Consider the following 19,228-nt stretch of genomic DNA (forward strand, 5'->3'; position numbering starts at 1 on the left):
GGACAGGACCATCACAAGCATCAATATCAGCCACACGAATACACCGTGACCAATACTTCCAAACCAGATGCAATTGTCAAAGAACCCCCCGACCTTCAGGGACGAAAACACCCCCCGAGAAACTCTTCTCGGTTGGCGCTCTGTCCCGTCTTTCGGGGCACTGCGTGGGAGCCTGCGTCAGACCCTCGTGCCCGGCGCCTTACTCCTCGGCGGTGGCGGGCTTTTATGTCCCTGCCACGGAACCGTCAACACCCATTTTTCGCCAATCGCGAAACCAGGCGGCGAATTGTGGAATTCCCGCCTCGATCGGTGTCGTCGGCGCATAGCCGGTGAGTGCGGAAATGGCGTCCACATCGGCAAAAGTCTCGCGCACTTCGGTCGCCGGGCGGGGCGCAACCTCGATCACGGCGCGCGTGCCCAGCGCATCCTCCAGCACCGCCACGAAGCGTGACACCAGCTCGCTGCGATGATTGCCGATGTTGAGGATCCTCGGCGCCTCGACAGGCGCCGGGCGGTCGAGAACGCCCACCACGCCGGCCACGATATCAGTCACATAGGTGAAATCGCGCTTCAGATTGCCGCCCTCGTAGAGCGTGATCGGACGTCCCGCGAGGATCGCCTCCGCGAACAGCCACGGTGCCATGTCTGGGCGCCCCCAGGGGCCGTAGGCGGTGAAGAATCGCAGTCCGGTCTGCGGCAGGCCGAACAGGTGCCCATAGGCGGCGCTCATCAGCTCCCCCGCCCGCTTGGTGGCGGCATAGAGCGATACCGGCGTATCCACCCGATCCGACTCCGCGAATGGCAAGGCGGTATTGCCCCCATAGACCGAGGATGAGCTCGCATAGACCAGGTGCCGCAGCCCAGGGAGCCGCCGCGCCAGCTCCAGCACCACCAGGTGCCCCATCACGTTCGCATCGACATAGGCGTAGGGATCGACCAGCGAGTGCCGGACACCCGCCTGTGCGGCCAGGTGCAGGATGCGCGTGATGGCCGGCACCTCCGCGGCGAGTGCCAGCATCGCACCCCGATCGCTGACGTCGATCGGGCGGAAGCTAAACCCCGCCCTGCCCTCCAGCCGCGCGAGTCGCGCCCGCTTCAGCCGCACGTCGTAGTAGGCGTTGAGCGAATCGATCCCGATCACCTGCTCGCCGCGTGCGAGCAGCGCCTCGGCGGCATGCATGCCGATGAAGCCCGCCACGCCCGTGACCAGGATCGTCACGGGATCAGCTCAACTGTCGGCGCGGATGTTGTTGCCGCGGATGACCTCGCCCCACTTGTCGATCTGCTGGGCGAGAAAGGCGCGGCAGGCATCGGCGCTGGAGGCGACAACGTCGCAGCCCTGCTCCTCGATTTTGCGCTTCACCTCCGGGTCCGCCAGCGCGAGGGCCATCGCCTCCTGCATGCGGCGCTGGATCGGCTCGGGCGTGCCGGCGCGGCCGACGAAGGCCCACCAGGTCGGCGCTTCGAAATCGCCCACGCCCTGTTGCGCGAAGCTTTGCACGCCGGGCACGTGATGGCTCTCCGTGCGCGTCGTGACACCCAGCGGGCGCAGCGTGCCGGCGCGGATGTGCTGGGAGATGATCACCACGTTGGACATGAACAGCGGCACGTTGCCGGCCACCGCATCCTGCAGCGCCGGGCCACCGCCGCGGTAGGGCACGTGCACCAGGCTCATCCCCGACCGCGCCGAGAGCAGCACCGTCGAGACATGGGCGAGCCCGCCGACGCCCGAGCTCGCATAGCCGATCGTGTCCGGCGCCGCCTTCGCCGCATTCACCACATCGGCGAAGCTCCGGTAGGGCGTTGACTGATGCGCCACCAGCGCGAGCGGGCCGGTCGCGACCAGCGTGACAGGGGCGAAGGCCTCGAGCGTGCGGTAGGGCAGGCGCATGACGGTCTGATTGGTCGCCTCGTTGTCGTAGGCAAGCATCCAGGTGTAGCCATCGGCCGGTGCGCGCGCGGCCTCGGCCGATCCGATGGAGCCCGAGGCGCCGCCGCGATTCTCGATGATGATCGGGCGGCCGAGGATCTCGGCCAGCTTGGGCTGGAACAGGCGCGCAACGGTGTCGGTCGACCCGCCCGGCGGCCAGGGCACGATGATGCGCAGCGGCCGGTCCGGCCAGGCGCCGGATTGGGCATTGGCGATGTGCGGGGTCGCGAGCGCGCCGGCGGTGGCGGCCAGGAGTGTGCGGCGGAACATGGACGGATCCTCGGCGGTTTCTGGCGCGTTTGCGCGGGCGGTCTTCTTGTGCGGATCTTGACCCGATACCAGGTCGGGCGCCGTCCCGCGATGAACGGCTTTGCCATGCGGTGCGGCACGCCTCAAGCCCCCCGTAAAATGGCCTTGTTTCCTTACCGCCGCCGCGGCCCGAACCCATTGCAAAGACACGTATTTTTACAAGGAAATCGGAATTCCTTACCACCTTACCGCCCTGGCAAGTGTCCAGCTTACGCGCTCACTCACCGGGTCAGTCGGTGCGGACCATCGCATAGCCTGCCGTCTTAGGCACATGGGTTCATAATACGTTCTTAGTTCATACCGCCCGCCGAAATGCAAGGAATGCTTGCTCAAACCAACGGGCGCGATCATCGTTCAGGTGGACCAACCTTCTCAACCGAGACCTCCGTGACCTTCTTCCACCTCCACCGCCAGCGCGGCCCTGTCTTCGCCCTGCAGATGCGTTTGCAGGGCTGATCAGGTCACGGACCCAAGCGTCCTTCCTCCCGGTCGGCTCATCCCCGAAGCCTATCTCCCGTGCCTGGACATCGCGTCCCGCCGGGAACGAGGAAGCCGCCGCCGTGACCCTCCTTTCAGCCCATTCGCTCGGCATCACGCTGGGCACGCGCCTGTTCTCCAACCTCGAATTCAGCATCCAGAAGGGCGACCGCCTCGGTCTCGTCGCCGCCAATGGGCGGGGCAAATCCACCTTGCTTCGATGCCTCGCCGGGCTGTCCGACCCGACCGAAGGCGGCTGCCGCACCGCCCGTGGCATCCGCGTCACGCTGATGGTGCAGGATCCCGACCCGGACCTCCTTCGCCTGCCCATGCGGGATGTCGTGCTGGCGGCGCTGCCGGCCGGAACCCGTGATTGGGAGGCCTGGCGGGCGGACGTCGTGCTCGATGCGCTCGAACTTCCCGAGGGCCTGCGCGCCAACCCCTTCGGCGAACTCAGCGGCGGGTGGCAGCGCATGGCGCTGCTGGCCCAGGCTTGGCTGACCGAACCCGACATCCTTCTGATGGATGAGCCGACCAACCACCTCGACCTCCAGCGGATCGGGCAGTTGCAGCGCTGGACGGCGGCATTGCCGAAGGAGACGGCGCTGCTGATCGCGAGCCACGACCGCGCCTTCCTTGACGAGACCACCAGCCGGACCCTGTTCCTTCGCCCCGATGTCTCGGTGGCGTTCGCTCTGCCCTATTCGGCGGCCCGCGCCAGCCTCGACGCGCTGGACGCGGCGACGGCCCGCGAGCATGCGAATGCGCTGCGGCAGGCGGACCAGCTGCGCCGCCAGGCGGCCAAGCTGAACAATATCGGCATCAACTCCGGCTCCGACCTGCTCACGGTCAAGACCAGGCAGTTGAAGGATCGCGCCGAGCGGATCGAGTCCGCGGCCCGTCCGGCGCATCGCGCCGCCTCGGCCGGCAAGATCCGGCTGTCGGATGGCGGCACCGACGCAAAGACGCTGCTGGCGATGCATGAGGTCCGGGTCACCACGCCCGATGGGCGGCCGCTTTTCGGCACGGGGAAACTGTGGGTGCATCCGGGCGACCGGGTGGTCGTGCTCGGCGGCAATGGTGCGGGCAAGTCGCGCCTGCTGCACCACGTCACGCGGGTGATGCGCGGCGAGACCCATGCAGGGTTCCGTATCAACCCCTCGATCATCCCCGGCATCTGCGACCAGACGCTGAGCCACCTGAGGCCGGGCGAGACGCTGCACCAGGCGATCGCGGACCGCTTCGAGGTCGGCGAGCAGCGCATCCGGGCGCTGCTCGCCGGCGCAGGCTTCGTGGTCGAGCGCCAGGGGCGGATGGTCTCCACCCTGTCCGGCGGCCAGAAAGCGCGCCTGGCAATGCTGATCCTGCGGCTGGAGGAGCCGAATTTCTACCTCCTCGATGAGCCGACGAATCACCTGGACATCGAGGGCCAGGAAGCGCTCGAAGGCGAACTCAACCGCGGCGAAGCGGCCTGCATTCTGGTCTCCCATGACCGCCGCTTCGTGAAGAGTGTCGGCAACCGCTTTTGGCTGATCGAGCGCGGACGGCTCGTCGAGATCGATGCGCCGGATGCCTATTTCGCGGCGGCGATGGTCAGGTAGCCGGAGCCTTGCCACCGCCAAGGATTCAGGGATCGCCGGGTTGCATCCAGGCGGCGCGCGAAGGCGCGGCGCGGATCATTGGGCCTCTTCCACCGGGCAGCCCATCGTCGCCGCCAGGCGTTGGGCGAGCGCCTCCACCTCGGCGACGCACCCGCCGGCTGGCAGCATGACCCGCGGGCGGTCGAGCACGTCGATCGCCAGTCCGGGTTCCTCGCTCATCTTGAACACCGCCACGCGGCGCACCGCGGCCAGCGAGAGGACAACCGGGTCGGCGACGCGAGTGCGCAGGATATCGGTGTAGGCCAGCCCGCGCAGCGTCACCGTCCCGGCCACATGGTCGACGACCACCGCCTGCTCGCGCGCAGCCTCCTCCCATGGTTGCTGGAGGCGCATGGTGGCCAGCCCAAGGACGATGACGCCCAACCCACCCAATCGCATGAAGGCCGGCGCGCCGCTCATCAGCAGCAGGAACAGACCGCACAGCACCACGAAGCCGCCCACCCAAAGCGCCATCCGCCCGGCCGCGACGGGGTTCGGGCTGAGCGGTATATGCTGGGCATGGGGCGGGTCCGGCACCTCCGGTGGCGGGTCGGGATTGGCGACCGGGACATCCGGCACAGCCACGGTGAGCGCAGCCATCGGGGCGGTCGGGGCGGCATCGCAGGGAACACCGAGCCGGCGCGCGAGCGCGGCCGCCGCCTCCTGCGCAGCAGCGGGTGCCAAGGCGCCCGAGATCAGCACGTCCGGCGCGTCGCGCCGCCTGACCATCACATGCGCCCCGTCCGCGAAACGCCGCACCGCGACGGCGCCGAGCGCCCCGAAGGGAAGGTCGATGTCCAGGCCGCTCTCGGCATTGGCAACGCGCAGGACGCCGCGCGCCGGGTCGACGTCGATGAAGGTCCGTGCCCGCCTGGCGGCGCGACGGCCGGCGTCCCCCCAGACCAGCCAGGCGGCGATTGCGAAGAACACGATGGCGAGCAGGCGCTCCGCCCCCGACACACGGAAGGCGATCACGAGCCCTGCCAGCGCGGCGCAGATCGCGCAGAGGACCAGTTCGACAGGCATGCGCGCGAGGTCGTCGGGCAGCCAGGGCAGCCGCACCGGTCCGCGCAGCCCCTCGTTGGTCCAGGCAGCGAGCCCCGGCGTCGGTCGTGGCGGCATCGGCGGTGGTGGTGGTGGGTCGGCCGGCGGCATCGGTGTGCGCATGACGTAGCCTCAGCAACCAGGAAGGGTCACCCGGGCGGGCCGCGTCGCGCATCATCGTCGGGCGGCTCATTCACGCCGGCCATGCACCCAGACTCAAGGGAAAACCGCAGCGGCGCGGCGCGCCGTCAGACCTCGCCGAACAGCGCCGCGATATCCGCCTCATCCAGCGGCGCGCCGCCCGACTGCGCGCCGCCCAGCACGGTCGCCACCAGCGCCCGCTTCTTGTCCTTCAGCACCTCGATCTTCTCCTCGATGCTGCCCAGCGTCATCAGCCGGTGCACGAAGACCGGCTTGGTCTGGCCGATCCGGTGCGCCCGGTCCGTCGCCTGGTCCTCGGCCGCGGGGTTCCACCAGGGGTCGTAATGGATGACGGTATCCGCCGCCGTCAGGTTCAGCCCCACGCCGCCCGCCTTGAGGCTGACCAGGAAGATCGGCACCTCGCCGGCCTGGAAGCGCTCCACCGGCGTCGCCCGGTCCTTCGTGGAGCCGGTGAGGATCACGTAGTCCATCCCCGCCGCCTTCAACCGCGCCTCGATCAGCGCCAGCATGGAGGTGAACTGGGAGAAGACCAACACCCTCCGCCCCTCATCGGCCAGTGATTCCAGCAGCTCCATCAGCCGTTCCAGCTTGGCCGATCCGGCTTCGGCCTTCTGCGCCGCCGGTAGCTCCAGCAGCCGCGGGTCGCAGCACGCCTGGCGCAGCTTCAGCAGCGCATCGAGGATGATGATGCCCGACCGCGCGAGGCCCCGCTCCGCGATCGCGTCCTTCACGCGGCCATGCATGGCCAGGCGGATGCCCTCATAGATCGCGCGCTGCGGCGCCTCCATCTCCACGGGCTCGACGATGTCGGTGCGCGGCGGCAGGTCGGAGGCGACCTCGGCCTTGGTCCTTCGCAGCAGGAAGGGGCGCACGCGGCGGGTGAGTGCCACCTGGCGCTCGGCATCGGCGTGCTTCTCGATGGGCGTTCGGTAGCGGGCACGGAAATCCCGCTCGGCGCCGAGAAAGCCCGGCGTGAGGAAATCAAACAGCGACCACAGCTCGCCGAGGTGGTTCTGCAGCGGCGTGCCGGACAGGCAGATGCGCTGGCGGGCCTTGAGGCGCATCGCCGCGCGCGTGGCTTCCGCCTTGGGGTTCTTGATGATCTGCGCTTCGTCCAGCACCACCATGTGCCAGGGCTGCGGCACCAGCGCCTCATGGTCGCGGGCGAGCAGCGGGTAGGTGGTCAGCACCAGGTCGTGCTGATCAATACTGGCGAAATGCTCCCGCCGCGTCGGGCCATGCAGCGCCAGCAGTTTCAGGTGAGGGGCGAAGCGCGCGGCCTCGCGCGTCCAGTTCGGGATCAGGCTGGTCGGGCAGATGATCAGCGCCGGACGATCCAGCCGCCCCGCCTGCTTCTCGATGGCGAGGTGGGCGAGGGTCTGCACCGTCTTTCCCAGGCCCATATCGTCGGCGAGGATGCCGCCGAACCCAGCCTCGCGCAGGAATTGCAGCCAGGCCACGCCCTCCGCCTGGTAGGGCCGCAGCGCGCCCAGGAACGCCTCGGGCAACGCCACCGGCGGCACCCGGCCCCCGGCCTGGGCCAGGATGCGGCCCAGCGTGCGGATCTGCTCGCCGCCCGACCAGGCGAGGCCGGTGGCTTCCTCCAGTGCTGCGGCCTCGGCGGCGTCGCGGCGGGTGAAGCGGACCTTGCCGCCCTGGGTGCCGCCACCGGCGTGGAAATGCGCGAGCGCCATCAGGATCGGGCGCAGCCGCGCCATCGGCAGCGTCAGCAGCCGGCCATCGTCGAGGGGGATGAGGAAGGGCTCGTCGTCGTCATGGTGCTCGACGAGGGAGACGCCACGGCCACCCTCGATCATGCGCAGCAGCAGCGGCACCAGGTCCAGGCGCTTGCCGTCGACGATGACGCCGAGTTCGAGGTCGAACCAGTCGATCGCGCCGGTGCCCTGGCCTTCCTGCAGCCGCGCATCCACGTCGGAATCGGGCAGCACGATGCGCAGCGGGAAGTCGGTGGCGACCTCGACCTGCCAGCCCTCCTCGCGCAACGCCTCGACCCCCGCGGTCACGATGTCGAACCAGTCCGCGCCGGCATTGTCGGGGTCGAGGATGTACGTCCCCGGCACCTCGCGGCCGAGATGGCCGGGGATGATGGCCGCGACGTCGACCAGGCCGAGCGCATCCAGGCGCAGCATCGCGGCGCGCTCCGCCTCGCGCTCGCGGGTGACGCGGTAGAGCCGCCCGCCCTGCGTGACGGTCGCGACGCCGAGCGGGGATCCGGGCGGCACCACCACCGGCCCGTAGCCGAAGGACAGGCGCGCGGCCGGTGTCTCGGTCACGCGCGGTGCGGTCTTGAACAACGGGTCGGCAGCGGCCGCGGCGGGGTCGAAGGGCAGAGAGGCGCGGGTGAGGCGCAGCCGCGGCGAGGCCGGCGCTTCCACATCCTCGGCGGCGCCCGGCGCGAAGGGGGGCGGGGCACCGGGCAGCCGGCGCGCGAGTTCCGCAGCGACCCGTTCCACATGCGCGGCTGGGATCGGCGGTGCGGCGAGCAGGGTCCGCACCATGGCATCGGGCAGGCCGGCCTCGACCGGACCGAAGGTGGCGCTCGCCGGGTCGAAGTACCACGGCATCGGCAGCGACAACCCGACCAGTGGGGGGTCCAGCGGCAGCCCCGCACGCTGGCTGCCGTCGGTCGCGACCTCCCAGGCGATGGCGGCCGCGCATGGCGGGCCTTCGCGAAGCTGCGGGCCCGCCACGTCCTGCCAATGGGCGCGGCCGGTGGCGAGGATTTGGCGCAACAGACCGGCCGGGTCGTCATCCTCGGCCAGGCCACGGCTGTCATCCGACAGCCGGCCCAGGCGGCGAAGGATCAGCCGGTCGCCCGCGCCCACATGGGCCATCGGCAGCTCGACCGTGCGGACATTGAACGGGCGCGGCTGCCCGGCGGTGCCATCCTTGCGGATGCGGCAGACCGTGGCGACGGCGTGCAGCGCCATCCCGCCGCGGAAGCTCGGGACGATGTCGAGGATATAGCGCAGCTGCGTGCCTTCGACGCGCGACGCCGCCTCCGCCGCCACGCCGGCGTCGAGGCTGTCGAGCCAGAGCGCCACGTCCGAGGGCAGGCGGCCATCCGGCACCGCGGCCGGGGTCGATGGCCGCGCGGCGAGGCCGCCCTGCATCGCGATCAGCACCGCGGCCACGTGCTTGCAGTTGAAGTTGACCGGGCAGGTGCAGATGCCCTCGAGCACCAGCTTGTGCCGGGGCCCGCGCGAAAACACGATGTTCTGCGCATAGGGGCGCTTGGCGGTGCCGGCGGTCTCGGCATCGATCACCCAGCCGCCGCTGCTGATGCGCCGCGACAGCACGCGCCCTTCGGCGGCATAGGCGCGGCCAGCGTCGCGCACGCTGGGCATGAACTCCGCCATGACGGCGCCGCTGCGGATGTGATCGAAGACGGCGCGGTCGAGATGTTCAGCCATGGGGGCGGCGGTTACCCGCTGGGCGGGTCCGCGCCAACCCATCAATCACTCAGGAGCCCACGCGCTCGCGCTGCGCGACCTCGGCGCGGAGCAGCGCCACCTCGGCCCGCAAGGCCGCGAGCTGCTCGCCGACCGGGTCTGCCTCGGGCCGCGTCAGGCCATAGCCGATGCCGGGATCGGAGCAAGGATCGTCGCCGGGCGGGCGGGCCGGGATGCCAACCACCGTCTGGTCGGCGGGTACATTGCGCACGACCACGGCGTTGGCGCCGATCCGCGCCCCGTCGCCCACCGTGATGGGCCCGAGCACCTTGGCCCCCGCGCCGATCGTCACGCCATTGCCGATCGTCGGGTGGCGCTTGCCGGTGGCGGTGGTGAGGCCGCCCAGCGTCACCCCGTGATACATGTAGACGTCGTCGCCCACCTCGGCGGTCTCGCCGAACACCACGCCCATCCCGTGGTCGATGAACAGCCGCCGGCCGATCTTCGCGCCGGGATGGATCTCGATCCCCGTGAGAAACCGCGACAGGTGGGAGATGCAGCGCGCCGGCGCGCGCATCCCGCCACGCCACAGCGCGTGCGCCATGCGGTGCCACACCACGGCGTGCAGCCCGGCATAGCACAGGATGGTCTCCGGCCAGTTCGGCTTGGCCGGGTCGCGGGCGCGGATGTTGCGGGCGAGTTCGAGGAGTTCCATGGCGTCTCTCAGGCCTCGAGCCAGGCGGGGACGGGCAGGCCCTTGCCGCGCAGGAATTCGGGATTGAACAGCTTGGACTGGTAGCGCGCCGCACCGTCGCACAGGATGGTCACGATGGTGTGGCCCGGGCCCATCGCGCGCGCGACGCGGATCGCGGCCGCGACGTTGATGCCGGCGGAGCCGCCGACCGAGATGCCTTCCTCCGACTGCAGCGCATAGACCTGCTCCAGTGCCTCGGCATCGGGGATCGATTCCGCGTCGTCGATCGGCGCGCCCTCGAGATTGCCCGGAACGCGGGCTGCCTGGCCGATGCCCTCGGTGATGGAATTGCCCTCCGACGCCTTCACCTGGCCAGTCTTGACCCAGGCATACAGCCCGCTGCCGAGCGGGTCGGCGAGCACGATGCGCACCGATGATTTGCGCGACTTGAGCGCGCGCGCGACGCCGGCGAGCGTTCCCCCCGTCCCGCAGGAGCAGGTAAAGGCATCGACGCCGCCATTGGTCTGGTCCCAGATCTCCGGGCCGGTGGTCGCTTCGTGCGCGTTGCCGTTGGCCGGGTTGTCGAACTGGTTCGCGTGCACCGCGCCCATCTCGCCGGCGAGGCGGCGGGAGGCATGCACGTAGTTGCCCTGATCCGAATAGGGCAGCGCCGGGACCAGGCGCAGATCGGCGCCGATCATGCGCAGGAAGTCGATCTTCTCCCGGCTCTGGGTCTCGGGCATGACGATGATGGAGCGATAGCCCCGCGCATTGGCGACGAGCGTGATGCCGATGCCTGTGTTGCCGGCCGTGCCCTCGACGATAACGCCCGGCTTGCCGGGCGTGAGGCGGCCGTCGCGCTCCGCGGCCTCGATGATGCCGAGGGCTGCGCGGTCCTTCACCGACCCGCCGGGGTTCATGAATTCCGCCTTGCCCAGGATCTCGCAGCCGGTCGCCTCGGAGGCGCGGCGGAGGCGGATCAGGGGCGTGTTGCCGACCGCGCCGGCGAACCCCTCCACGATATGCGCCGGCATGGTAATCTCCTTGATCGTGCGGTGAGATTCGGTTGCATTGGTCACGCTTCAAGAGGCATGCCCGCGCTGCTGCCATGCGGGGGAACGACATGCCGGGCGGCCCTGAGAAGAACGTGGTCCAGGAGTGCGCGTTCGGAGAACCTGATACTCCCTGCTGGATGTCTTGGGCCAAATACGGCTTCGCGTCGCGCTACAGGGAGAAAGCGATGTCGCGCTTGGCCAGACCCGCGTTGAGCCCCGGCGGCACTGGATCATTGACGCAAGCCGCGCTTAGTAAGAACATAACTGGAACATGGACCTCGCCCCCCCTCCCGCCATGGACACTGCCGCCGAGGCGCCTCCGGCCATGGACCGTGCCGCGACGCTGGCCGCGCTCCGCGCCCGCGTCACCGCCATCGAGCGCGGCGGCGCGGCCGAAGCGCTCGAGCGCGGCGATGGCCGGGCGATCAAGCTCTCGCCTTCCATCGACGCCGCACTGCCCTGGGGCGGGCTGGCGCGGGCTGGGCTGCACGAGATCACCGGCCCCCACATCGGCGCGACCACCGCCTTCGCCGCCCTGATCCTGGCGCGGACGGAGACCACCGTGCTCTGGATTGGCCCCGACCCCGACGCCTGGCCGCCGGGCCTCGCGCGCTTCGGGCTGCGGCCGGAGAACCTGGTCTTCGTCCATGCCGGCACTGCGCAGGACGGGCTCTGGGCGATGGAGGAATCGCTGCGCTGCCCGGCGATCGGCGGCGCGCTGCTGGAATTGCGGGAGATCGACCTCACCGCCGCGCGGCGGCTGCAGCTCGCGGCGGAATCAGGCGGCCCGATCGGGCTGCTGCTGCGCGGGGATACCGGCGCGGGGCAGGCCTCCCCGGCACTGACCCGCTGGCGCGTCTCCCCCATTGCCGGCACCGGCTCGCCGCACGACCTCGGCGATCCTGGCTGGCGGCTGGAGCTGCTGCGCTGCCGCGGCGGCAGGCCGCAGAGCTGGGAGACGCGGTGGCGAGCCAGCACGGACAGCCTCACCACCGAGGAGGACGATATTGCGAATCATTCTCATCTGACCTAGCCTGCCGGTCTCATCGGCGGAGTCTTCAGACAGCATGGCCACACGCGGCATCCCCCTCTGGCCCTGGCTCGACCAGGCGGCCGACGACCTGCCCGGACCCGAGCGCCTGCTGCTCGACGCCGCGCGATTGTGGCAGGAGGAGGCGAAGGCGGGGCGGCCCCCCGCCCCGGCGCTGCGGATGCTGCTGGCCAGCGCCGATGCCGGCGCGGCGCTGGAACCGCTCGATGCGCTGCTGCGCCTCAGCCCCTGGGGTACTGCGCCCTTCGCTTGCCGGTTCTGCCCCGGCATCCACCCGGCCGAGGGAGGGCTGTTGCTCGCGACAGCACTCGCCCAGCGAGGCGCGGAGCGTGAATCCCTTGCCATCTGGCTGCGCTGGCTGCCCCTGCTCGGCGCCTGCCAGGCCCTGTCGCTTGGCGCCCGCCTTGCCGCGGCATTGCGCGATGCAGGGCATGCGCTGCGCGAGCCCTGGGCGGCGGGCGGACCGCGCTGAGCCGGGAAAGGAGCGAAACCATGCCCCAATGCGGCCATATTCCTGCCCTTTTGTGCATTGCAAGAACATAACCTTTCCAGGTGCTTATGCGGTAATATCTCGAAACATGGATTGAGTGGCTTCTCCGTCCCCACGCGGCCATCTTGGCCTGGGATCACCAACACCTTTGAACGGGTGAGATGATCCGGTGACGGCTCCCTTCATGGGCCATCGCGCGAAAGCCGGGCAACCTGCCCGGCCCATTTGGGTACAGGGGTCTCATGGACGGTTCCATCCAAGCTGAGCACGGGCGACGCCGCACGCTGAAAAGCGCGATCGGCTGCACCGGCATTGGCTTGCACACCGGCCGTCGCGTTTCGCTCATGCTGCGTCCCGCCGCGGCCGGCACTGGCATCGTCTTCCGGCGCACCGACCTCGGCGGCGCGACCATCGCCGCGCGCTTCGACCAGGTGGTCGATACTCGCCTGTGCACCGCCATCGCGTCGGACGAAGCACCCGACCTGCGCGTCGGCACCATCGAGCACCTCATGGCCGCCTTCGCCGGCGCCGGCATCGACGATGCCGAGGTCGACGTGGACGCCGCCGAGCTGCCGATCCTGGACGGCTCCGCCGCCCCCTTCCTGTTCCTGATCGACTGCGCCGGCATCGTGACCACTGCCGCGCCCCGCGCCGCGATCGAAGTCCTGCGCCCCGTCCGCGTCGAGGACGCCTCGGGCGCCTTCGCCGAGCTGCTGCCCGCCCGCGAGGGTGGCTTCGAGGCCGAACTCGAGATCGACTTCCCGAACACCGCGATCGGCCGCCAGCGCCTGTCGATGCGGGTGACGTCGCACGGCTTCCGCGACATCCTCGCCGATGCGCGCACCTTCACCCTCGCCGAGGATGTGGCCCGGTTGCGCAAGGCCGGGCTCGCCCGCGGCGGCAGCCTCGCCAATGCGGTTGTGGTGGACGGGCCGCTGGTGCTCAACCCCGGCGGGCTGCGCAGCGCGGATGAGTTCGTTCGTCACAAGATGCTCGACGTGGTGGGCGACCTGGCGCTCGCCGGCGCCCCGCTCAAGGCGCGCTTTCGCGGTAACCGTTCCGGTCATGCGCTGAACAACCGCGTGCTGCGCGCGCTGTTCGCGGACCAGACCGCTTGGCGTCGCGTGGGCGCCTCCGAAATGGCCTATGACGGCGTCGGCGCCCGCCTGCCGGCCGCGGCCTCACCTGCACGCGACTGAGCGCCGGCGACTGAGGATCGGGGCCGTCGCGGGCCCGGCTTGGCGTTGCCGCGCCAAGCCATGATATAGAACGGCACCAGCATCACGGTCCGCACCATGCGATTCAAGCTTGTCACGCTGCTCCCGATCCTCGCCGTCACCGCCGGGCTCGCCGCTTGCGGTGATTCCAACCCGCGCCCCTGGGACGGCACCAATGCCGGCCGCATCAGCAACTCGACCACACGCAGCAGCAGCTCCGGCACGACAGCCGCCAGCGAGGCGGCGCCTGAGGACCTGTATGCGGAGGGCATGCGCCAGCTGCGCGCGCAGAACTTCGCGACCGCCGCGCGCGCCTTCGACGCGGTCGAGCGCGAGCACCCCTATTCGACCTGGGCGACCAGCGCGAAGCTGATGGCCGCCTACACCGAGTATCAGCGCAACCGCTACACCGAGGCGATCGGCGCGCTCGACCGCTTCATCCAGCTCCACCCGGCGCATCGCGACATCGCCTACGCCTACTACCTGCGCGCGCTGTCGCAGTACGAGCAGATCAACGATTCCGAGCGCGACCAGCGCCAGACCGAGATCGCCATGGCCGCGCTGCAGGATGTGGTGAGCCGCTTCCCCGACACCGCCTATGCCCGCGACGCACGCCTCAAGATCGACCTTGCGCGTGACCACCTGGCGGGTCGTGAGATGCACATCGCGCGCTTCTACCAGCGCCAGGGCCTCTACACCGCCGCGATCGGCCGCTACCGCCGCGTGGTCGAGGAATTCCAGACCACCAACCACGTGCCCGAGGCGCTGCACCGGCTGACCGAGATCTATCTGACGCTCGGCCTGCGTGATGAGGCGCGGCGCACGGCCGCCGTGCTCGGGCACAATTACCCGGGCAATGAATGGTACCAGGACACCTATGCGCTGGTGGGCGACGGCGTCTCGCCCAGCGGCGAGCGTCCGGGGCTGCTTCGTCGCGCGGTGGGCTGGATTTTCTGAGAAGGACGGGGCGCGCTTCATGCTCGCCACGCTGGCCATCCGCGATGTGGTGCTGATCGAGCGGCTGGACCTCGCATTCGGTCCCGGACTTACCGTGCTCACGGGCGAGACCGGCGCGGGCAAGTCGATCCTGCTCGATGCGCTGGGCCTCGCACTCGGCAATCGCGCCGAGCAGGGCATCGTGCGGAGCGGACAGGCGCAGGCGAGTGTGGCGGCCGGATTCGCCCCACCGCGCGCCCACCCGGCCTTCGCGCTGCTCGCCGAACACGGCATGGCAACGGAGGAGGAGATCGTGCTGCGCCGCGTGGTGCAGGCCGATGGCCGTTCGCGTGCCTTCGTGAATGACGAGCCGGTGGGCGTGGCGCTGCTCAAGCGCCTGGGCGCCCTGCTGATCGAGGTGCAGGGCCAGCATGACCAGGTGGGCCTCGCCGACCCCACCACCCATGCCGGACTGCTCGATGCCTTCGGTGGGCTGGAACCGTCGCGCGCAGCCGTCGCCGCAGCCTGGTCGCAATGGCGCGGGGCGGAGCGCGCGCTCGCCGAGGCCGAGGCAGCCATCGCCGCCGCGCAGCGCGACGAGGACTGGCTACGCCACACGATCGGGGAGCTGGTGGAACTCGCGCCCAAGGATGGCGAGGAGGCCGAGCTCGCCACCGACCGCCAACGCCTGCAACAGGGCGAGCGGCGCGCGGAAGCGATTGCCTCCGCGCTGGCGGAACTGACACCGAAGGACCGGCGCAGCGCTTCGCCGGCGCGGGCCTTGCGGGAGGCGGCGCGCGCGCTGGAACGTCTGCCGCCGCCCAATGAGGAAGCCCAGCCGGCGCTGCTCGCGCTCAACACCGCGCAGGAGGCGATGGCGGAGGCCGAGAGCGCGCTGTCGCGCCTGATGGCCGAAGCCGGCCCCGACCCGAAGCGGCTGGAGCAGGTGGAGGAGCGCCTGTTCGCGCTGCGAGCGGCTGCGCGGAAGCACCAGATCCCGGTTATCGAATTGCCCGCGCTGCTGGGATCCCTGCAGGACCGTCTCGCCTCGCTCGATGCCGGCACCGGGCGCGTCGCAGAACTGGCCCGCGCGGCCACAGCGGCGCGCGTCGCCTACCTCGCCGCGGCCGCCGCGCTGAGTGCCGCGCGTCGCGCCAGCGCGGAGAAGCTGGAACGCGCCGTCGCGCGCGAATTGCCACCGCTGAAGCTGGATCGCGCGCGCCTGGTGATGGACATCGCTGCGCGCGAGGAAGCGCAGTGGGGATCCGATGGCCAGGACCGCGTGGCCTTCCTGGTCGCGACCAATCCGGGGCAGACGCCGGGGCCATTGGCGAAGATCGCCTCGGGTGGCGAGCTGTCGCGGCTGATGCTGGCGCTGAAGGTGGTGCTCGCGCGCGGATCGCCGGTGCCGACGCTGATCTTCGACGAGGTCGATGCCGGCATCGGCGGCGCCACGGCGGCCGCCGTGGGGGAGCGCCTCGCGCGCGTGGCGGAGCGGCTGCAGGTGCTGGTGGTCACGCATTCGCCGCAGGTGGCCGCGCGGGGCGCCGCGCATTTCCAGGTAGCGAAGTCGGTCCGCGCGGGGCGCGCCGAGACGCGCGTCATCCCGCTGCCCGAAAGCGCGCGGCGCGAGGAGATCGCACGCATGTTGGCGGGCGAGATCGTGACGGATGCCGCGCGCGCCGCGGCCGAAAGCCTGCTCGCCGCGCCATGACCTGCCGTGCCGCCCGCGCGGAGGACGCCCCTGCCCTGCTCGCGCTGGTGCGCGCCCTTAACTCGGCGGAGGGCAACCCGACCGGGCTGATCGATGCCACGACCCTGGCCCGCGACGTGATCGGCGGGGACGCCACGATGGTGATGGTGGCCGAGGCGGATGGCGCGCTGATTGGCTACGCGACCGCACACCCGACCTATGAGACCGGCCATGCCGAGCGCGGCGTCTATGTCGGCGACCTCTACGTGGACCCGGCGCATCGGCGCCGTGGCGTGGCGCGCTCGCTGCTGGCCGCCCTCGCCCGCGCCGGCCAGGCGCAGGGCGCCCGCCACCTCTGGCTCACGGCGGCCGGGGACAACCACGCCGCGCACGCGCTCTACCGCCGCATCGGCGGGCATGGCGAGCGCATCCTCGCCTTCGCCAGCACCGGGGAGGATTTCCTCGGCCTCGCCGCGGAGGCACCCCGGTGAGCCGGGTGCGCGCAGCGCGGCCGGAGGAAGCGGGGGCGGTCGCGGCTCTGATCAACGCAATCAACAGCCTCGACGGCAACACGCCGCGCGTACCGATGACGGACGCCATCGTCCGGCGCGACCTGTTGGGCGATGCGCCGCTCGCCTGGCTGCTGGTGGCAGTGGAGGCGGAGCGGCTGGTGGGCTTCGCCACCGCCGGCCTCGTCTATGACGCTGAGCGCGCGGCACCCTGCGCGATGCTGCTCGACCTCTACGTCGAACCCGCCACGCGAAGGCGTGGCCATGCCCGCGCGCTGATGGCCGCCCTCGCGGCGCGCGGCCAGGCCGAGGGCGTCGGCTGCCTCTGGTGGGGTGTCGATGACGGCGACGAGGAGGCGACGGCGTTCTACCGCGCGATCGGCGCGGAATTGGAGGGCGGCTTCACCGGGCTTCTGCTCGAGGGCGCTGCCCTCCGCCACCTTGCCGACGAGGCCCAGCGATGAGCGAGACCCTGACCGAGGCCGAAGCCGCCGCCGAACTCGAACGCTTGGCCACCGAGATCGCGCGCCATGACGCGCTCTACCACCGCGACGACGCGCCCGAGATCACCGACGCCGAATACGACGCGCTGGTGCGCCGCAACCGCGACATCGAGGCGCAATTCCCCGACCTGATCCGCGCCGACAGCCCGACGCATCGCGTCGGTGCATCCGCCGCCGAAGGCTTCGCCAAATCGCGCCACGGCGTGCCGATGCTGAGCCTGGACAACGTCTTCGAACCCAATGATTTCGCCGATTTCGCCGCGCGCATCCGCCGTTTCCTCGGCCTTCCCGCGGACCAGGCGCTGCCGCTTGTCGCCGAGCCCAAGATCGATGGCCTGTCCATCAACCTGCTCTACGAGAATGGCCGTTTCACCCGCGGCGCCACGCGCGGCGACGGCCTCGAAGGCGAGGACGTCACCGCCAACCTGCTCACGCTGGCCAGCCTGCCACGCAAGCTCGCTGCCCCCTGCCCCGCCCGCATCGAGATCCGCGGCGAGGTCTACATGACGCGCGCGGATTTCCTCGCCTTCCGCGCGCTCCAGGTTGCCGCACTTGCCGCCCGTGACGCGCGCCGCAGCGCGGGGGAAAAGCTCGGCGACAACATCGTGGTCCCGGTAAACCCGCGCAACGCCGCCGCCGGTTCGCTGCGCCAGAAGGATGCGCGCGTGACCGCCGGGCGCGCGCTCAACCTCTTCGCCTACGCCATGGGCGAGGCGAGCGAGGCGCCCGCCGCCACCCACGCCGAATTCCTCGACCGCCTGCGTGCATGGGGATTTTCCGTGAACCCGCTGTCCCGCCTGCTGCCGAATGAGGATGCCGCCGCCGATTTCCAGGCCGAGATCGCCACTGCGCGCCCGGCGCTCGACTACGAGATCGACGGCGTCGTCTACAAGCTCAACGACCTCGCCTGGCAGCAGCGCCTGGGCTTCGTCGGCCGCGCACCGCGCTGGGCGACCGCGTGGAAATTCCCTGCCGAACAGGCGCGCACGGTCCTCCTCAACATCGACATCCAGGTTGGCCGCACCGGCGCCCTCACCCCGCGCGCCATCATGGAACCCGTTGCCGTCGGCGGCGTCGTGGTGCGCCACGCCACCCTGCACAACGAAGACGAGATCGCGCGCAAGGACATCCGCATCGGCGACACCGTCATCCTCCAACGCGCCGGAGACGTCATTCCGCAGATCACCGGAATCATCGACGACAACGCGCACCAGGCCCGCGAACCCTACGCCTTTCCCACCCGTTGCCCGATCTGCCACAGCCACGCCATTCGGCCCGAAGGCGAGGTCGTGCGCCGCTGCACGGGCGGGCTGATCTGCGCCGCCCAGCAGCAGGAGCGCCTGATCCACTTCGCCTCGCGCAACGCGATGGATATCGAAGGGCTCGGCGCCGAGAACATCATCGCCCTGCACGCCGCAAAGCTGGTCGCCACACCCGCAGACATTTTCCGCCTGGCAAACCACCGCGATACGCTCGCCACCTGGGAAGGTTGGGGAAACCGCAAGATCACCAAACTGCTCGACGCCATCGAAGCCCGCCGCGGCGTTGCGCTCGAACGCTTCCTCTTCGCCCTCGGCATCCGCCGGATCGGCGCGCAGAACGCCAAGCTCCTCGCCCGCCACTACGGCAGCTTCGAACACTGGCGCGCCCGCATGGTCGACGCCCGCATCATCGGCTCCGAAGCGCGCGAGGAACTCGGCGCCATCCAAGGCATCGGACCCGCCATCGCCCAGGAACTCGTCGAGTTCGCGGCCGAACCGCGCAACCTCGAAGCCCTCGATGACCTCGCCGCAGAAGCTCGCCCCGCCCCCGCCACCACCACCGCCACCACCAACACCGCCTTCGCCAACAAGACCGTGGTCTTCACCGGCACACTCACCACCATGACGCGCGACGAAGCCGAAGCCATCGCCGAACGCCTCGGCGCCAAAGTGACCAAGAGCGTGTCGAAGAAAACCGACTACGTGATCATCGGCGAAGACGCCGGCTCCAAAGCCGCGAAAGCCACGGAACTCGGAGTCGCGACCCTGACGGAAGCCGAATGGCGCGCGATGGCGGTGGGGTAGGGAAGAAAGCAAGGCCAGGGGCTCTGCCCCTGGACCCCG

At 70.3% G+C, this 19,228-nt stretch carries 15 protein-coding genes; 9 read left to right on the forward strand and 6 right to left on the reverse strand.

Going from position 1 to position 19,228, the window contains the following annotated elements:
* Positions 1-223 precede the first annotated feature (223 nt).
* Together GXW79_RS07665 and GXW79_RS07670 are read right to left on the reverse strand one after the other, a co-directional pair.
* Entirely contained in the window at positions 224-1,219 is a 996-nt protein-coding gene (locus GXW79_RS07665; RefSeq protein ID WP_211873786.1) for an NAD-dependent epimerase/dehydratase family protein, read from the reverse strand.
* Between the two features lie 9 nt (positions 1,220-1,228).
* Entirely contained in the window at positions 1,229-2,200 is a 972-nt protein-coding gene (locus GXW79_RS07670) for a tripartite tricarboxylate transporter substrate binding protein (protein ID WP_211873787.1), read from the reverse strand.
* A gap of 599 nt (positions 2,201-2,799) precedes the next feature.
* Between GXW79_RS07670 and GXW79_RS07675 the strand changes: the two genes are divergently transcribed.
* Positions 2,800-4,317, forward strand: a complete 1,518-nt coding sequence (locus GXW79_RS07675) for an ABC-F family ATP-binding cassette domain-containing protein (protein ID WP_211873788.1) — start codon at positions 2,800-2,802, stop codon at positions 4,315-4,317.
* 75 nt (positions 4,318-4,392) lie between these two features.
* On the opposite strand, the gene GXW79_RS07680 is transcribed toward GXW79_RS07675, so the two are convergent.
* The 4 genes from GXW79_RS07680 to GXW79_RS07695 form a co-directional block, all read right to left on the reverse strand.
* Positions 4,393-5,523: a hypothetical protein gene (locus GXW79_RS07680; protein ID WP_211873789.1), complete on the reverse strand. Its 1,131-nt coding sequence runs from the start codon at positions 5,521-5,523 to the stop codon at positions 4,393-4,395.
* Positions 5,524-5,648: 125 nt separating this feature from the next.
* Positions 5,649-8,996 (reverse strand): DEAD/DEAH box helicase, encoded by a 3,348-nt coding sequence (locus tag GXW79_RS07685; RefSeq protein ID WP_211873790.1) that lies wholly within the window; start codon positions 8,994-8,996, stop codon positions 5,649-5,651.
* 49 nt (positions 8,997-9,045) lie between these two features.
* Complete coding sequence (gene cysE, locus GXW79_RS07690; protein ID WP_211873791.1) at positions 9,046-9,690, reverse strand: serine O-acetyltransferase; 645 nt, start codon at positions 9,688-9,690, stop codon at positions 9,046-9,048.
* Between the two features lie 8 nt (positions 9,691-9,698).
* Positions 9,699-10,703, reverse strand: a complete 1,005-nt coding sequence (locus GXW79_RS07695) for a cysteine synthase A (protein WP_211873792.1) — start codon at positions 10,701-10,703, stop codon at positions 9,699-9,701.
* A 292-nt stretch (positions 10,704-10,995) separates the two neighbouring features.
* Between GXW79_RS07695 and GXW79_RS07700 the strand changes: the two genes are divergently transcribed.
* The 8 genes from GXW79_RS07700 (at position 10,996) to ligA (ending at position 19,189) form a co-directional block, all read left to right on the forward strand.
* A complete protein-coding gene (locus GXW79_RS07700) occupies positions 10,996-11,757 on the forward strand; it encodes an ImuA family protein (protein ID WP_211873793.1) in 762 nt (253 codons plus the stop codon).
* Positions 11,758-11,791: 34 nt separating this feature from the next.
* Complete coding sequence (locus GXW79_RS07705) at positions 11,792-12,247, forward strand: hypothetical protein (RefSeq protein ID WP_211873794.1); 456 nt, start codon at positions 11,792-11,794, stop codon at positions 12,245-12,247.
* Positions 12,248-12,507: 260 nt separating this feature from the next.
* Entirely contained in the window at positions 12,508-13,464 is a 957-nt protein-coding gene (gene lpxC, locus GXW79_RS07710) for a UDP-3-O-acyl-N-acetylglucosamine deacetylase (protein ID WP_211873795.1), read from the forward strand.
* A 96-nt stretch (positions 13,465-13,560) separates the two neighbouring features.
* Positions 13,561-14,439 carry an outer membrane protein assembly factor BamD gene (locus GXW79_RS07715; RefSeq protein ID WP_211873796.1) on the forward strand — a complete coding sequence of 293 codons (879 nt, stop codon included), beginning with the start codon at positions 13,561-13,563 and terminating at the stop codon, positions 14,437-14,439.
* A 19-nt stretch (positions 14,440-14,458) separates the two neighbouring features.
* Positions 14,459-16,132, forward strand: a complete 1,674-nt coding sequence (gene recN / locus GXW79_RS07720) for a DNA repair protein RecN (protein ID WP_211873797.1) — start codon at positions 14,459-14,461, stop codon at positions 16,130-16,132.
* Positions 16,129-16,602, forward strand: a complete 474-nt coding sequence (locus tag GXW79_RS07725) for a GNAT family N-acetyltransferase (protein WP_211873798.1) — start codon at positions 16,129-16,131, stop codon at positions 16,600-16,602. The genes recN and GXW79_RS07725 overlap by 4 nt, the downstream gene beginning before the upstream one ends.
* Positions 16,599-17,084 carry a GNAT family N-acetyltransferase gene (locus GXW79_RS07730; RefSeq protein ID WP_211873799.1) on the forward strand — a complete coding sequence of 162 codons (486 nt, stop codon included), beginning with the start codon at positions 16,599-16,601 and terminating at the stop codon, positions 17,082-17,084. Before GXW79_RS07725 ends, GXW79_RS07730 begins: the two co-directional genes overlap by 4 nt.
* Complete coding sequence (gene ligA, locus GXW79_RS07735; RefSeq protein WP_211873800.1) at positions 17,081-19,189, forward strand: NAD-dependent DNA ligase LigA; 2,109 nt, start codon at positions 17,081-17,083, stop codon at positions 19,187-19,189. Before GXW79_RS07730 ends, ligA begins: the two co-directional genes overlap by 4 nt.
* The last annotated feature ends 39 nt before the right edge of the window (positions 19,190-19,228 follow it).

Source organism: Plastoroseomonas arctica (assembly GCF_018128965.1).
In the GTDB taxonomy this organism is placed as follows: domain Bacteria; phylum Pseudomonadota; class Alphaproteobacteria; order Acetobacterales; family Acetobacteraceae; genus Plastoroseomonas; species Plastoroseomonas arctica.

Bases quoted from the DNA above. Each gene is read 5' to 3' on its own strand.
- cysE (WP_211873791.1), bottom strand. From the start codon at position 9,690: ATGGAACTCCTCGAACTCGCCCGCAACATCCGCGCCCGCGACCCGGCC.
- GXW79_RS07685 (WP_211873790.1), bottom strand. From the start codon at position 8,996: ATGGCTGAACATCTCGACCGCGCCGTCTTCGATCACATCCGCAGCGGC.
- lpxC (WP_211873795.1), top strand. From the start codon at position 12,508: ATGGACGGTTCCATCCAAGCTGAGCACGGGCGACGCCGCACGCTGAAA.
- GXW79_RS07680 (WP_211873789.1), bottom strand. From the start codon at position 5,523: ATGCGCACACCGATGCCGCCGGCCGACCCACCACCACCACCGCCGATG.
- GXW79_RS07670 (WP_211873787.1), bottom strand. From the start codon at position 2,200: ATGTTCCGCCGCACACTCCTGGCCGCCACCGCCGGCGCGCTCGCGACC.
- GXW79_RS07725 (WP_211873798.1), top strand. From the start codon at position 16,129: ATGACCTGCCGTGCCGCCCGCGCGGAGGACGCCCCTGCCCTGCTCGCG.
- GXW79_RS07715 (WP_211873796.1), top strand. From the start codon at position 13,561: ATGCGATTCAAGCTTGTCACGCTGCTCCCGATCCTCGCCGTCACCGCC.
- recN (WP_211873797.1), top strand. From the start codon at position 14,459: ATGCTCGCCACGCTGGCCATCCGCGATGTGGTGCTGATCGAGCGGCTG.
- ligA (WP_211873800.1), top strand. From the start codon at position 17,081: ATGAGCGAGACCCTGACCGAGGCCGAAGCCGCCGCCGAACTCGAACGC.
- GXW79_RS07695 (WP_211873792.1), bottom strand. From the start codon at position 10,703: ATGCCGGCGCATATCGTGGAGGGGTTCGCCGGCGCGGTCGGCAACACG.
- GXW79_RS07705 (WP_211873794.1), top strand. From the start codon at position 11,792: ATGGCCACACGCGGCATCCCCCTCTGGCCCTGGCTCGACCAGGCGGCC.
- GXW79_RS07700 (WP_211873793.1), top strand. From the start codon at position 10,996: ATGGACCTCGCCCCCCCTCCCGCCATGGACACTGCCGCCGAGGCGCCT.